Raw genomic sequence first — 14,183 nt, 5'->3', positions numbered from 1 at the left:
TGTTGCACCCGTTGGGCCTGTCGCCCCGGTTACCCCTGTTACTCCTGTCGATCCCGTGACCCCCGTCGGGCCAGTCACACCAGTTGCTCCGGTTATGCCAGTGGCGCCCGTTGATCCTGTTGAGCCGGTTGGACCGGTCTCTCCCGTTGGGCCAGTTTCTCCCATTGCCCCGGTTACTCCTGTTGCTCCAGTTACACCGGTTATTCCTGTTGACCCTGTTACACCAGTCGCTCCGGTTTCTCCTGTTGACCCTGTTACACCGGTTGTTCCCGTTACTCCAGTTGGACCCGTTACTCCGGTTGGGCCGGTTTCTCCCGTTAAGCCAGTCGGTCCGGTTGAACCAGTCACTCCCGTTGAACCTGTTGATCCTGTTGATCCTGTTGATCCTGTTGGACCCGTTACCCCAGTCACTCCTGTTGAGCCAGTTTCTCCGGTTGCGCCAGTAACTCCAGTTAGACCTGTTACTCCAGTTGAGCCGGTTATCCCCGTCGCCCCGGTTTCTCCTGTTGCTCCCGTGACCCCAATCGGGCCAGTCACACCAGTTTCTCCGGTTGAGCCTGTTGCTCCTGTTGAACCAGTTGGGCCTGTTGCACCAGTCGAGCCGGTTTCTCCTGTTGACCCTGCTACACCGGTTGAGCCAGTCGCTCCGGTTATCCCCGTTAAGCCAGTCGGTCCTGTTGAACCGGTTGCACCTGTTACTCCTGTTGGGCCGGTTCCTCCCGTTGAGCCAGTCGGTCCGGTTGAACCAATTGCTCCTGTCGCTCCAGTTGCACCTGTTATCCCGGTTGAGCCCGTGACCCCAGTTGCTCCGGTTGCGCCAGTCGCTCCGGTTTCTCCTGTTACTCCAGTCGCCCCTGTTACTCCAGTTGAGCCCGTTGAGCCGGTTGAACCTGTTGCTCCTGTTACTCCAGTTGATCCCGTTACACCAGTTGGACCCGTTGCTCCGGTTGCGCCGGTTTCTCCCGTTACACCGGTTGGGCCGGTTGATCCTGTCGCTCCAGTTGAACCGGTTTCTCCTGTTGAGCCAGTAACCCCTGTTGGTCCAGTCACACCGGTTGGGCCCGTCGCGCCTGTTATTCCAGTTAGCCCGGTTACACCGGTTACACCAGTTGCGCCTGTTGCACCGGTTGAGCCTGTTGCTCCTGTTATCCCCGTTTCTCCAGTCACTCCAGTTGCTCCGGTTTCTCCTGTTACACCGGTTGGGCCGGTTGGGCCTGTTGGGCCAGTTTCTCCCGTTGGGCCAGTTTCTCCCATTGCCCCGGTTACTCCTGTTGCTCCAGTTACACCGGTTATTCCTGTTGACCCTGTTACACCAGTCGCTCCGGTTTCTCCTGTTACACCGGTTAAACCTGTTACCCCGGTTGCGCCAGTCGCTCCTGTTATCCCCGTTGCACCAGTCGCTCCAGTTGCACCGGTTTCACCTGTTGAGCCAGTAATCCCTGTTGCACCGGTTGGGCCGGTTGATCCTGTTACACCGTTTTCTCCGGTTGAACCAGTTGAACCAGTCGACCCTGTTGGCCCGGTTGGACCTGTTATTCCGGTTGCACCTGTTACACCAGTCGCTCCTGTTACACCAGTCGCTCCTGTTACTCCAGTTGGGCCGGTTGAGCCCGTGGTTCCGGTTTCTCCGGTTGCTCCCGTTGAGCCGGTTTCTCCCGTCGCCCCAGTTACTCCAGTTTGACCGGTTGAGCCAGTTACACCAGTTGGGCCTGTTACTCCCGTTGCACCGGTTGGGCCGGTTGCTCCTGTTGGTCCTGTCGATCCGGTTGGGCCTGTTGCACCAGTTGAGCCGGTCGTTCCTGTTGAGCCTGTTATTCCGGTTCGGCCGGTTACACCAGTTGAGCCAGTCACTCCCGTTGGACCTGTTTCTCCGGTTGCACCTGTTACACCAGTCACTCCAGTTGAACCGGTTTCTCCTGTTACACCCGTTGGACCTGTTCCCCCGGTTGCGCCTGTTTCTCCAGTTAATCCCGTCGCACCAGTTAAGCCGGTTGCGCCTGTCGGTCCGGTTGTTCCCGTTCCCCCGGTTACACCCGTTACCCCAGTCGCTCCTGTCGATCCAGTTGCACCGGTTTCTCCTGTCGCCCCTGTTTCTCCAGTTGGACCCGTTACTCCGGTGGGGCCGGTTGGGCCTGTTGATCCTGTTATCCCCGTTGCCCCAGTCACTCCAGTTGGACCAGTTACACCCGTTAGGCCTGTTGTACCTGTCGCTCCAGTTGAGCCGGTTGCCCCTGTTATTCCGGTTGAGCCTGTCGCGCCAGTTTCTCCGGTTGCTCCTGTTGAACCAGTTGGGCCTGTTGCACCAGTTGAGCCGGTCGTTCCTGTTACTCCAGTCACTCCGGTTGAGCCAGTAGTTCCGGTTGCTCCTCTTGCTCCTGTTACACCAGTCGAGCCGGTAGCTCCAGTTACTCCCGTCGCCCCTGTTACTCCTGTCGGACCAGTCACTCCGGTTGGGCCGGTTACACCCGTCGACCCCGTCGCTCCTGTTGGGCCTGTTGCCCCGGTTGAACCAGTTGCTCCCGTTACACCAGTTGCTCCGGTCGCTCCTCTTGCTCCGGTCGCTCCTCTTGCTCCGGTCACTCCTGTAGGGCCCGTCACTCCTGTGGGACCTGTAATTCCCGTTACGCCAGGTTCACCCCCGGTTTGCGCCAATGAAACATCGTCTATTAAAACCGTGCCGGTAGAAACTTTACTTAATACAATGACGGCAGAGGCAGCGCCAGAAGGCACACTGCTTGTTTTATAGATTTCAGACCATGTGTGGAAGAGCACGTTCGGCAAATTTCCGGGTGTAATATTTTCTTGAATGGAACTGATTTGTTCACCTGCTGCGCTGACATAGATGATCTGGAGAGTTACTTGGGGACTTGGCTCATTTCCGAGCGTTGCGAGTGATACGAATAGAGTCACTGACTTGGCTGAAATTGGAACAATTTGACTGAGGTAAGCATATGGCTGAGCTCCAATAAATTGCGCAGAATATCTCCCTGAATGTGCAAACAAACTGTTAATCTGGGTATTTGCCGAACTCCACCCCGCTAATGTGCCGGTTTCAAAGCTCCCGTTTATAATCGGATTATTCATTCAATCTTTTTCCCTCTCCTTCCCGTTGTTGACCGTCTTACTTATTAAGACAGCATATTAATACGGGCTGTGTTTTGACAATCTAAATAAAAAAGGTGATTTCTTTTCATCACCTTAATCCGATCCTTGAATGGGGAATCCCGTCGCAATGAGGGAGCGGTTTGCCGCAGCGACTTGTGTTACGTAATTCGAAGAAAGGACGGATAAATAGAGCTGGTACGCGGCTGTTTCATCCGCCTTCATTTCGTCGATGTACGTAAAAGGAATTCCTATGATTTGTCCGCCTGAAGAAAAGAGGTTCCGCTCTTGTCTCTGTGTTTGTATCGATACGCCATTTCTTTGCAGCTCGAGAGCTAAGACCAATGAGAAATGAGACGCGAGCGGATCTAATTCCACATTTACTTGTATGACGGCATCCGTTTTCACCAATTGATCTGTCGGCGCGGCTATCACTGCGCTTAACACGTTTATCGGTGTTCCTTCTAACGGAATCATCATCTGGTCTGCTGTATTTTGAAAAGCTACCGCAGGAACCGCTCCCGGCGGCCCCTCAGGCCCCGGGGGACCGGGCGGACCCGCCTCCCCTTGCGGACCGCGGGAGCCGGCGGGTCCTCTTTTGCCTTCGGGACCTCGCAGCCCGGGTACGCACAAGGCAGATCGATTTTCATCTGAAGACGGAAACCGTTTTTCCGTCCCTGTTTCCGGCCTTTCATGTTCACATGGTAATTGTTCATACCGATGTTTCATATGTCTGCTCATATATTTGTAAGGTTTCTGTTTCAATATCATGTATTGATTACGGCCGCTGCTCATATTATCACCCCGTCCATATTCTATTCGCACTGAAGTCATCATGTGCAGGCCCTTCCCCTTCCTTACAGAAATAAAAAAAAGGCAGACCTGAGTCTGCCTTTTTTCTTCTACCATAACCCTAATACTTTCCACCATAATCCGCCGATCACAAGCCATGTCACAATATGGACGATTGACAGGATAAAGCCGATGGACCACCATTTGCTTTGCGATATATAGCCTGCTCCGAAAAAGACCGGAGCCGCTCCTGAGCCGTAATGCGTCGTCGAACCGAAAAGGTTGCTGAAAAACGCCAGGCTGAGCGCCGCCAACAGCGGCGGAGCGCCTGCCGCCACGATGACGGCGAGAAATGCCGCATACATGGCGCTGATATGCGCGGTTGCGCTCGCAAAGAAGTAATGCGTGTAATAATACACGACAATCAGAATCATAAATGCCACAATCCATGAAAAACCGGAAACAGAAGATTTCATCATATTGCTGAACCAAGACACCATGCCGAGCTCATTCAGGAAATTCGCCAGCATCACAAGCGCCGCGAACCAAGTCAGCGTATCCCATGCACCTTGTTCCTTTTTGATGTCCTCCCATGTTAATACCTGTGACAAAAGCAAAACGGATAATCCGATCAGGGCCGTCGTCGTTGCGTCAATATTTAAGCTTCCTCCGAAAATCCACAGCGCAAGCACCAATAAAAAGACGATGACCATGGAGAGTTCGGATTTTTTAAACGGACCCATTTCTTTCAATTTTTCCGTTGCGATTTTAGCCGCATCCGGTGTTTCTTTAATTTCCGGCGGATACAGCTTATAAATGACCAGCGGCGTAATGATTAAGCTCGCCAATCCCGGTACAATGGCCGCGATTGCCCAGCTTGTCCATGTGATGTCCACCCCTGCGACATCGTGGGCCAGCTTGGCGATCAGCGGGTTCGCCGCCATTGCCGTCAAAAACATCGCAGACGTAATCAAGTTTCCTTGAAAACCGGTTTTTAATAAGAAAGCGCCGATTTTCCGCTCTGTTCCGTCTGCCGGCGTTGATCCGAAAGTTTCGGATAATGATCTGATAATAGGAAAAATAATGCCGCCCGCCCGTGCCGTGTTGCTCGGAATGGCAGGTGATAAAATTAAATCACTGAAAAGCAGTGAATAAGAAAGGCCGAGTGTTTTCTTCCCGAACCGTTGTACGAATACGTAAGAAATCCTGGCGCCGAGCCCGGTTTTGATAAATCCCCGGGAAATAAAAAAGGCGATGACAATCAGCCAGATTGTCTTGTTTCCAAATCCGCTTAACGTATTTTCAATAGATAGCGTTCCCGTTAACGCGGTGACTGCCAATGCAAAAATTGCAATTGCGCCCATTGGCAAGGGCTTGGAGATAAAGCCGATAATTGTTGCGACAAAAATAGCGAACAAATGCCATGCTTTAGGTTCAAGTCCGGACGGCGCGGGAATAAACCAAATGATTAATCCCACAGCAACAGTAATAAGCAAAGGAATGATTTTTACTGCCTGCTGTTTTTTTGCGTCTTTTTCTGAAGCCATTACAGGTCTCCTCCTATTTTGTTGTCTTCCATCCCCTATCCCATTTTACTACTTAACTAAGTTAATAAACGTTTTTGTTAATTAAAAAACACAAAGGAATATTTTCCTTTGTGCTTCTTGTTTATTATTTTAATATTCCCGACCCAGCTTTAGATATAACATCTGATTTTACATTTGATGATGAGCCGATGGAACCGTGCAATGACGGTGTCCAGCCGACGGACTGACTTAATCCGTTGGCGGCTGACGCGTTAATGGAGGAGCCATTTAAAAGAGTGCCGTCTTCATGAAGTGCTTTTCCGCCGCTGAAGACGCTGATGACTTTATCAGCAGCCAGTCCCGGCACTTCAAAAACATTATTCTGGGCATATATTTTCGACGCGTGGCCCACGCCCCACGCATAGCTGAACGGGTATGCGGCGCTTTTAGAGCCTGCGTAAAAATTATTATAAATATGAACCTGCCCGTACCGGACCCGCGGCGCGCGCTGGACGATGTTCTGGTAATAGTTATGGTGAAGGGTCACCTTCAGTTTTCCCTCATCCGACGTCTTGCTGTCACTGTTTCCGATGACGGAGCCTTTGTCATGGTCATGATATTTATTATAGGACAATGTAATATAATTCGCCCCGTTGGCTATATCCGTCTGGCCGTCATGGTGCTGATATTTTCTCCCGTAATAGTAGGGAAAACCGCTGTCGGGATTCGATCCGTCATTAAAGGTGCAATGATCGATCCAGATGTGCGTCGCGCCGTTAATGGTGATATTGTCATATTCCGAGTTCCAGTTGCCGCTGCTGCCGTCCGTCGGGTCCCATTGCGGAAAATAGTCGTAAGCGTCTTGAAATTCAATGTTGCGGATGATGACATTGTCGACGCCGTTCTTTATATTAAAACTTCCGCCTGTCACTTTGGCATTTGAACCCGAGCCGATGATCGTCGTATTTGAAGGAATGTCAATCACGACCCGTGCCTTCTGGTTTTTTTGCGATCGCTGTCTGGCGTCTTCCTGGGTGCCTGACGGCGCTTTTTTCCCCCATTTGTCCGGGTCGTACGCCTTCAGATAGGCGTTCGGATCATATGCCGGATCTTTATAATCATTAAAGCCGAGCGTTTTATTGCGGTCGTCCGTATTCATATTGATTGTGCCTTGTATGTAAATAATCTTCGGCGTGCTGTTGGCGCTTCCCCCTAATGCGGAAACGAGCTGCTGTCTGTTTGATACGGTGTATACATTCGATGAAGAGGCTTTCGCGCCGCCGGTTGTCCCGCCGGAAGCGGCTCCCCAGCCGTCATTTGTTCCTAACGTCTGCCGTCCCAGATCAGCGGCATAGACGTCTGCAGGGATCATACATAAACAAACCGCCAGCATAAATAACATTTTTTTCATGAATTGTGCTCCTCCTGATTTTTGATTCCAATTTATTACAACAGAATTGTATCAAATCAGTTGAGAAACAGCACCGAAAATGTACAGAATGTGCCTTTCGGTTTTATTGCGGAAACCGCAAAAAAATCCCAAGGGATCGAAAACCCCTTGGGATCAGTTCAGCTTACGCCCATGACTTTACTTTTTCGTTATCCGTGACAAACAGAAGAACTTTTCCTTCATCTAAGCGCTTTTCAAATTGTGACGCTTCCTCTTCTGAAAAGCCGATTTCGTGAATTTTGTTGCGGAGCTCGTCGCCTTTTTTATTAAACATATTGCCGACCGCGTGTTTAATGCCCGTTTCTTTCGCTCCGATGGTATTGACATCAGTATTATCGGCCAGGCGGTCCGTTCTGTCGTCATCATGTGAAAGCACATATACGTCCTCTTTTGCAACACCCAGCTGCTGAAGCTCTTTTACGTCCTGCATCAGTTTTTGATCATTTGTATATTCTCTTACTACCGGTTTCATTGATAAGTCCTCCCTTTTGTTTTGTATATTGGATGTTTACCCGATCAATCAAGGATCAAACAAAAGAAAGAGAGTTCAGTGGGAAAACGGGCAGATTGTCGGTGGATATTTTCTGGCGGGACATGTTACAGTAGAAAAAGCAACTTTTATCAGAAAAATAAAAATCTTCATGAGCCGATTAAGCAGGGAGGTGGTTCCTATTCATTACTTTTCACCGGAACAGCGATTTAACGCTTGGGTTGTCAGTGATTTAGTGAAGCAGGTATTCCGCCGGCATACCCGCTGCCCGGATGGAATAAAAGAGCTTACGGCCTTTGCTGAAGATACTTTTCATATTAATATCGATTTCGTTTTCTCTATCATTATCAATATCGGTGATATCGAATCCGTTCTGCCGAAAGAAATTGAAAATAGGCTGGGTTCTTATCTGACCGCGCTTCAGCCCGTCGTTACCGCTGACATGCTTCATTCTTCAAAAACGAATGCCTATGAATATTTGGAACATGAGAAAAACACCGATGTGTACCGGTTATTCTATTAAATATGCATATAAGGAAAGAAGGGCCCTGGGCCCTTCTTTTTTTATGACCGTTGACGGTTTGATTTTGTAATCGGGAAATGGTTCGTGTTACATTTGGAACAACCACTTATCTTGAAGGAGGATTCAGTATGCCGAATCATCAGCAGCAAATTCAATTGGCAAGACGCCCCAAAGGCGTTCCCGCCCATGACGATTTCCGCTTTGAAACGATTGCCGTGCCCGAACCGAAAGACGGCGAAGTGCTTGTGAAAACGAGTTATGTGTCCGTTGATCCGTACATGCGCGGACGGATGCAGGATACAAAATCATATGTAGAGCCGTTCGCTTTAGATGAAGCCATAACAGGCGGAGTGATTGCCGAGGTTCTGACAGACGGCGATAAGCTGAAAAAAGGAGATGTTGTGATCGGAAATCTCGCGTGGCAGGAATATTCAGCCGTCAATGAGTCCGCCCTCCGCAAGTTGGATACGGATATCGCACCCGCCCAGGCGTATCTTGGCATTTTAGGGATGACCGGACTGACCGCTTACTTCGGGCTGCTTGATATCGGCCGTCCGAAAAAAGGCGAAACCGTCGTCGTTTCAGGCGCGGCGGGCGCCGTCGGCTCAACAGTCGGACAGATTGCCAAAATCAAAGGCGCGCGGGTTGTCGGCATCGCCGGATCTGATGAAAAAATCGCGTATTTGACAGAGGAGCTTCAATTTGATGAAGCCATTAATTACAAAACGGCGGATGATATTCAAAAAGCGCTGGAACAGGCATGTCCTGACGGCGTCGATGTCTATTTTGACAATGTCGGCGGACCGATTTCAGATGCGGTGATAAACCTGCTGAATGAATTCGCCCGCATTCCGGTATGCGGAGCGATCTCATCGTACAATACCGAAAGTGAAGAAGAAGACATGGGCCCCCGCGTCCAGCCGAAGCTGATCAAAACAAAAGCGCTGATGCAGGGATTCATCGTCAGTGATTATGCTGACCGCTTTTCCGAAGGTGCGAAACAATTGGCCGAATGGCTTAAGGACGGAAAGCTTCATTATGAAGAAACGATTACGGAAGGATTCAGCAATATTCCTGACGCGTTCCTCGGCCTGTTTAAAGGAGAAAACAAAGGCAAACAGATCATCAAAGTCAGTGATCCAAGTTAACATGATGATGAAAAAAAGGAGGGCTTTGTCCCCTCCTTTTCTTCTTTTTCGGATCAGCCGCGAAGAATCAAAGTAAGAAAGCCGTCTTCACCAGGCTCCGTATCTTCCAAAGTGAATCCCGCTGCTTGAAAGCAGGCTAAACTGATTTGATTGTCTTTTTCGATGCTTGCCGCCCATTCCCGCACGCTACTAACATCAGGATCAGTCAGCAGTTTTTGCAAGATCTGTTTTCCGTACCCTTGAAGCTGGTACAAAGGATTGACGATCAATCCGATATACGCCCGCTCCTCCACAAACTCTATAGAGACCATGCCTGCCGGACACTCCCCGTCATATGCCATAATGACAGTATCGTCTTCATCTTTATTCAATCGTGCATACCATGCGTCTAATGGCAGCATCGCACCCATTCTCCGTTTGATAATATCGTTCTTAAACCAGTGTTCAAGTATTTTCAGCTCACGTTCCTTCAATATTTGAAATCTGTCTATTGAAACCATCTTCCCGCCCCCGCCTGAACCTTTTCTATTATTTTACAACAAAAAAACGAAGGGCTTCCCGCCCTCCGTTTCTTATTTCTCAGATAATTTTCCGCCTGAATAAACGGCCTCTTTCAGCGCAATTCCGAGTGATTTGGCCATTTTTTTCAATTTGGATTCTTCCATCGGCGTGACAAGGCTGAGTACGGTTCCTTCTTTACCGGCCCGCCCCGTCCGGCCTGATCTGTGAATGTACCCGTCTTCATTCGGGATGTCCGCGTGAATGACGTACGGAAGATCATCGATATCGAGTCCGCGCGCCGCAATGTCAGTGGCCAGAAGCAGCGGAAATTCTCCCCGTTCAAACGCTGATAATATCTTTGCCCGCTCCATTTTTTTCGCTTCTCCATGCAGAATGCCGAGATCCACGTGGTGATAGGCGAGTTTTTCCGCATAGACGCTTAAATTTCCGATATCTCTGACGAACACGAGCGCCTGCATGCCGTTCAGCCGTGACAGCTTTTGCAATAGCTTTACTTTATCCCGCTGATCGCAGACGAGATATTGATGTGTGACGCGCGCTTTTTCCGCCGTATTCCGCTCCACTTTCAAAACGGCCGGTTCGTGCGCGATGGTATTCAGCACTTGTTCTGTTTCCGGCTGCAGCGTAGCGGAAAAGCTTAAAAGCTGTCGGTCTTTCAGCGTCGTTTTAATGATTTTTTTCATCGTTTCGCGGTGTTCCTGTGTCACGAGCTGATCCGCTTCATCAAGAACGATCGTCTTGACTTCATGCATTTTCAGCTTTTTCGCCTGAATCAATTCGAGCACCCTGCCCGGTGTGCCCGCAATGATATGCGGTTTATTTTTGAGCTTTTCCACCTGCTTTTTCACGTTTGCCCCGCCGATCAAAGACAAAGCGCGAAGATCGGAGCCTTTTTTCCAATCCTGAATCACTTGAAAAATCTGCATCACAAGCTCGCGGGACGGCGCTAAAATGATCACTTGCGGATGTTTCTGTTCCGGGTTGATCCGCTCCAGAACCGGAAGCGTGTACGCCAATGTTTTTCCCGTTCCCGTCGGGGATTCGGCGATGACGTCTTTCCCTTCCATAATCACCTGAGCGGCTTTTTCCTGAATGACGGTCGGCTCCTGAAAACCTGACGCCTCCCAGTTTTCGGCGATAAATGGTTGTGTATGCTGTAAAAATGGCCATGTTTGGGTCATGTCGTTCTCCTCAATTCTTAAAATCTACTCCATAGTATCTCAAATGCACGCGCCAAACGCAATTTTCTTTTTCCTTCCAAGCCTTTTAACAAACGGTCTCCTCCTTTATAATCATAAATGAGAAAGACACATGATAAAAAAAGCGTGTCTGATAACGATAGAGGTGTAATGATGAGTATTTTATCCGTAAAAGATTTAAGCCACGGCTTTGGTGACCGTGCGCTTTTTAACAATGTATCGTTCCGTCTTTTAAAAGGGGAGCACGTCGGCTTAATCGGAGCAAACGGCGAAGGTAAATCAACGTTTATGAATATTATTACCGGAAAACTTGAGCCTGATGAGGGTAAAGTTGAATGGTCGAAAAACGTGCGTGTCGGCTACCTCGATCAGCATACCGTGCTTGAAAAAGGAAAAACGATCCGCGACGTGCTGAAGGATGCGTTCCATTACTTATTTGCGATGGAAGAGGAAATGAATGAGATTTACAACAAAATGGGCGAAGCGGACCCTGATGAGCTTGAGCAGCTGCTTGAAGATGTCGGTGTCATTCAAGACGCCCTGACAAACAATGATTTCTACGTGATTGACAGCAAAGTTGAAGAAATCGCCCGCGGCCTCGGCCTGCAGGATGTCGGACTTGACCGCGACGTCACAGATTTAAGCGGCGGACAGCGGACGAAAGTGCTGCTCGCCAAACTGCTTTTGGAAAAACCGGAAATCCTTCTGTTGGACGAACCGACCAACTACCTTGACGAACAGCATATTGAATGGCTGAAACGCTATTTGCAGGAATATGAAAATGCGTTCATCTTAATTTCTCACGACATTCCGTTTTTAAACAGCGTGATCAATTTGATTTATCATGTGGAAAATCAGGAGCTGACGCGTTATGTCGGCGACTACCATCAATTCATGGAAGTCTACGAAGTGAAAAAACAGCAGCTCGAAGCCGCCTATAAAAAACAGCAGCAGGAAGTGGCTGAGCTGAAAGATTTCGTCGCCCGCAACAAAGCGCGGGTCAGCACGAGAAATATGGCGATGTCCCGTCAGAAAAAGCTTGATAAGATGGATATGATCGAACTGGCGGCCGAAAAACCGAAACCGGAATTCCATTTCAAGCCTGCGAGAACGTCAGGCAAGCTCATTTTTGAAACGAAGGACTTAGTCATCGGCTACGATACTCCGCTGTCACGCCCGCTCAATCTCAGAATGGAGCGCGGACAGAAAGTCGCCCTGTACGGCGCAAACGGCATCGGGAAGACGACGCTGTTAAAGAGCCTGCTCGGTGAAATCCAGCCGCTGGAAGGCACGGTGGAACGGGGCGAGCATCAATACACGGGCTATTTCGAGCAGGAAGTGAAAGAAACCAATAACAATACGTGCATCGAAGAAGTGTGGAGCGAATTTCCTTCCTTTACCCAGTACGAAATCCGCGCCGCCCTCGCCAAATGCGGCCTGACGACCAAACACATTGAAAGCCGCGTCTCCGTTCTCAGCGGAGGAGAAAAAGCGAAGGTCAGACTGTGCAAGCTGATTAATTCAGAAACAAACCTGCTCGTGCTTGACGAACCGACAAACCACCTGGATGTCGATGCGAAAGAAGAGCTGAAACGCGCGCTGAAAGAATACAAAGGCTCCATTCTGCTGATTTCCCACGAACCCGAGTTTTACATGGATATCGCGACGGAAACATGGAATTGTGAATCTTGGACGACGAAAGTGCTGTAAACACAAAAAGGAACTCCCGCCTGTGCGGAAGTTCCTTTTTTTCTTAATGTCCGGCTTTTATTCCGGCGAGATGTTTGCGTCCCATGAGAAGGACAAGCATGCCGACAAAAACGACGATCCCGCCTACTGTATATGGAGTGCTTGCGGTGAAGTGTTCTGACAGCATCCCCGCAATCCACGGAGCGAGCGCACCGCCGATAAAACGGACTGAGCTGTAGGCTGAAGACGCGATTGAACGTTCAACCGGCGCAGAACCCATCACAGCGGTTGTCATGATCGTATTCACCATACCGAGAACAGCACCGGCGACAACGATACACGTAATGATCAACGTCTGATGGTCAGTCCAGATCCCCATGACGATGAGAATGACCGCAAAGGCGATAAAGAGAACGACGAGCGAACCCACTGTTCCCAGCGCTTTGTGCACGAGCGGCGCCGTAAAGACTGACGTAATTGCCAGCAATAAACCCCAGCCGAAGAAGACGTATCCAAGGCCGTGTTCATCTAAATCCAGCACGAACGGAGAATAAGCAAGCAAAATAAAAAATCCAAAGTTGTATAAGAATGCAGATACTGCCATTGTCAAAAGGCCTTTATATTTGAGCGCCTTCATCGCATCAAACACATCGACGCGTTTCGCCGGTTTCGGCAGCTTCGGCAGCATGAGTGAAATCGCGCAAAGCGCTATGAACATGAGGACAGACACTCCGAAGAACGGAGCGCGCCATGAGATGCTGCCAAGCTCTCCGCCTGCAAGCGGCCCGACGGAAATCCCCAAGCCGAGTGCAGCCTCATACAGAATAATGGCTTTGGCGCTGCCGCCGACAGATACCCCGACAATGACGGCAAGCGCGGTTGAAATAAAGAGAGCATTCCCAAGCCCCCAGCCGCCGCGATAGCCGACAAGCTGAGCGATTGAACTTGAGCTTCCGCCGAGGGCGGCAAACACGATGATAAAAATAAGTCCGAGAAGCAGCGTCCATTTTGCGCCGATCCGGCTTGAAATCGCGCCGGAGAAAAACATCATAAAACCGGTAACGAGCAAATAACTTGTAAATAACAGAGATACTTCACTAGGTGAAGCATGTAATTGTGCGGCGATCGCCGGAAGAATCGGATCGACAAGACCGATTCCCATAAAGGAAATAACACAGGCAAACGCAACCGCCCAAACGGCTTTCGGCTGGCTGAATAAGCCTGTTTTCTGTTGTGATGATGTATCCATTTGACCAGACCTCCTGTTTCATCCATTAAAAGAAACGCTATATCCATAGCGTTTACAGCAAAATCATTCGATTGATTGAATGGCGCGGTCAGCTTTTTCTTTCATTCCGTTAAGGCGCGTTTTAAAATGCTGAAATGTGCTGATCTTCTCATCAATCATCTCAAGCTGGTGGTTCAAAGCCTGCTGAATCTCTTCCAGCTTTTCTTTCCGTTCCTTCGGATCCAGTGACAACAAGTACCCCTCTTTGTTTAATTCCAGCTGACGGCTCATCTCCATAAACTGCTGAAGCTCCTGAAGGGAAAAACCGAGCACTTCTTTTGTGCTGGTGACTTTTTCGAGCTCCTCCATATCATCTTCAGAGTATAGCCGGACGCCGCCTTCTGTCCGTTTAGGAGCAGGAATCAAACCAATCTCCTCGTAAAAACGAATGGTTCGTTTTGTCAATCCGCTTCGCTTGGCAACTTGATCAATCTTCATCCATTCCAAGGTGAAT

Annotated in this window: 12 protein-coding genes; 3 read left to right on the top strand and 9 right to left on the bottom strand. The window is 49.5% G+C overall.

The window, feature by feature from the left end:
* The 5 genes from NQS30_RS21455 to NQS30_RS18440 form a co-directional block, all read right to left on the bottom strand.
* Nucleotides 1–3,084, bottom strand: a 3,084-nt coding sequence (locus tag NQS30_RS21455; protein WP_483298760.1) for an NTTRR-F1 domain, incomplete at its 3' end; no start/stop codon positions are given.
* 114 nt (nucleotides 3,085–3,198) lie between these two features.
* Entirely contained in the window at nucleotides 3,199–3,897 is a 699-nt protein-coding gene (locus NQS30_RS18455; protein ID WP_015239370.1) for a hypothetical protein, read from the bottom strand.
* A gap of 107 nt (nucleotides 3,898–4,004) precedes the next feature.
* Nucleotides 4,005–5,441: an anion permease gene (locus tag NQS30_RS18450; RefSeq protein WP_007408966.1), complete on the bottom strand. Its 1,437-nt coding sequence runs from the start codon at nucleotides 5,439–5,441 to the stop codon at nucleotides 4,005–4,007.
* 124 nt (nucleotides 5,442–5,565) lie between these two features.
* Complete coding sequence (locus NQS30_RS18445; protein ID WP_218791519.1) at nucleotides 5,566–6,831, bottom strand: pectate lyase; 1,266 nt, start codon at nucleotides 6,829–6,831, stop codon at nucleotides 5,566–5,568.
* Nucleotides 6,832–6,994: 163 nt separating this feature from the next.
* Nucleotides 6,995–7,342, bottom strand: a complete 348-nt coding sequence (locus tag NQS30_RS18440) for a YflT domain-containing protein (RefSeq protein WP_003155650.1) — start codon at nucleotides 7,340–7,342, stop codon at nucleotides 6,995–6,997.
* 190 nt (nucleotides 7,343–7,532) lie between these two features.
* On the opposite strand from NQS30_RS18440, the gene NQS30_RS18435 reads away from it, so the two are divergent.
* Nucleotides 7,533–7,883, top strand: coding sequence for a DUF3212 family protein (locus tag NQS30_RS18435; RefSeq protein WP_007610002.1), 351 nt, complete (start codon nucleotides 7,533–7,535; stop codon nucleotides 7,881–7,883).
* A gap of 128 nt (nucleotides 7,884–8,011) precedes the next feature.
* Nucleotides 8,012–9,031: an NADP-dependent oxidoreductase gene (locus tag NQS30_RS18430; protein ID WP_032867521.1), complete on the top strand. Its 1,020-nt coding sequence runs from the start codon at nucleotides 8,012–8,014 to the stop codon at nucleotides 9,029–9,031.
* 53 nt (nucleotides 9,032–9,084) lie between these two features.
* Here NQS30_RS18430 and NQS30_RS18425 read toward each other — a convergent pair whose 3' ends face one another.
* On the bottom strand, nucleotides 9,085–9,531 hold the full coding sequence (locus tag NQS30_RS18425; protein WP_032867523.1) for a GNAT family N-acetyltransferase: 447 nt from the start codon (nucleotides 9,529–9,531) through the stop codon (nucleotides 9,085–9,087).
* A gap of 72 nt (nucleotides 9,532–9,603) precedes the next feature.
* A complete protein-coding gene (locus tag NQS30_RS18420; protein ID WP_032867526.1) occupies nucleotides 9,604–10,734 on the bottom strand; it encodes a DEAD/DEAH box helicase in 1,131 nt (376 codons plus the stop codon).
* A gap of 171 nt (nucleotides 10,735–10,905) precedes the next feature.
* On the opposite strand from NQS30_RS18420, the gene NQS30_RS18415 reads away from it, so the two are divergent.
* On the top strand, nucleotides 10,906–12,462 hold the full coding sequence (locus tag NQS30_RS18415; protein ID WP_072588884.1) for an ABC-F family ATP-binding cassette domain-containing protein: 1,557 nt from the start codon (nucleotides 10,906–10,908) through the stop codon (nucleotides 12,460–12,462).
* Between the two features lie 43 nt (nucleotides 12,463–12,505).
* On the opposite strand, the gene NQS30_RS18410 is transcribed toward NQS30_RS18415, so the two are convergent.
* On the bottom strand, nucleotides 12,506–13,690 hold the full coding sequence (locus NQS30_RS18410) for an MFS transporter (protein WP_069007118.1): 1,185 nt from the start codon (nucleotides 13,688–13,690) through the stop codon (nucleotides 12,506–12,508).
* A 63-nt stretch (nucleotides 13,691–13,753) separates the two neighbouring features.
* Nucleotides 13,754–14,176: a MerR family transcriptional regulator gene (locus NQS30_RS18405; protein ID WP_012117050.1), complete on the bottom strand. Its 423-nt coding sequence runs from the start codon at nucleotides 14,174–14,176 to the stop codon at nucleotides 13,754–13,756.
* Nucleotides 14,177–14,183 lie beyond the last annotated feature (7 nt).

Origin of the sequence: Bacillus sp. B1(2022) (assembly GCF_040259625.1) — a bacterium.
Taxonomy (GTDB): domain Bacteria; phylum Bacillota; class Bacilli; order Bacillales; family Bacillaceae; genus Bacillus; species Bacillus velezensis.
The sequence above is the reverse complement of the archived record's forward strand: the minus strand, read 5'-3'. Positions and strand labels throughout refer to the sequence as shown.

Excerpts from the sequence above, each read along its gene's own strand:
- NQS30_RS18455 (WP_015239370.1), bottom strand. The coding sequence starts at position 3,897 with ATGAGCAGCGGCCGTAATCAATACATGATATTGAAACAGAAACCTTAC.
- NQS30_RS18450 (WP_007408966.1), bottom strand. The coding sequence starts at position 5,441 with ATGGCTTCAGAAAAAGACGCAAAAAAACAGCAGGCAGTAAAAATCATT.
- NQS30_RS18445 (WP_218791519.1), bottom strand. The coding sequence starts at position 6,831 with ATGAAAAAAATGTTATTTATGCTGGCGGTTTGTTTATGTATGATCCCT.
- NQS30_RS18440 (WP_003155650.1), bottom strand. The coding sequence starts at position 7,342 with ATGAAACCGGTAGTAAGAGAATATACAAATGATCAAAAACTGATGCAG.
- NQS30_RS18430 (WP_032867521.1), top strand. The coding sequence starts at position 8,012 with ATGCCGAATCATCAGCAGCAAATTCAATTGGCAAGACGCCCCAAAGGC.
- NQS30_RS18425 (WP_032867523.1), bottom strand. The coding sequence starts at position 9,531 with ATGGTTTCAATAGACAGATTTCAAATATTGAAGGAACGTGAGCTGAAA.
- NQS30_RS18420 (WP_032867526.1), bottom strand. The coding sequence starts at position 10,734 with ATGACCCAAACATGGCCATTTTTACAGCATACACAACCATTTATCGCC.
- NQS30_RS18415 (WP_072588884.1), top strand. The coding sequence starts at position 10,906 with ATGAGTATTTTATCCGTAAAAGATTTAAGCCACGGCTTTGGTGACCGT.
- NQS30_RS18410 (WP_069007118.1), bottom strand. The coding sequence starts at position 13,690 with ATGGATACATCATCACAACAGAAAACAGGCTTATTCAGCCAGCCGAAA.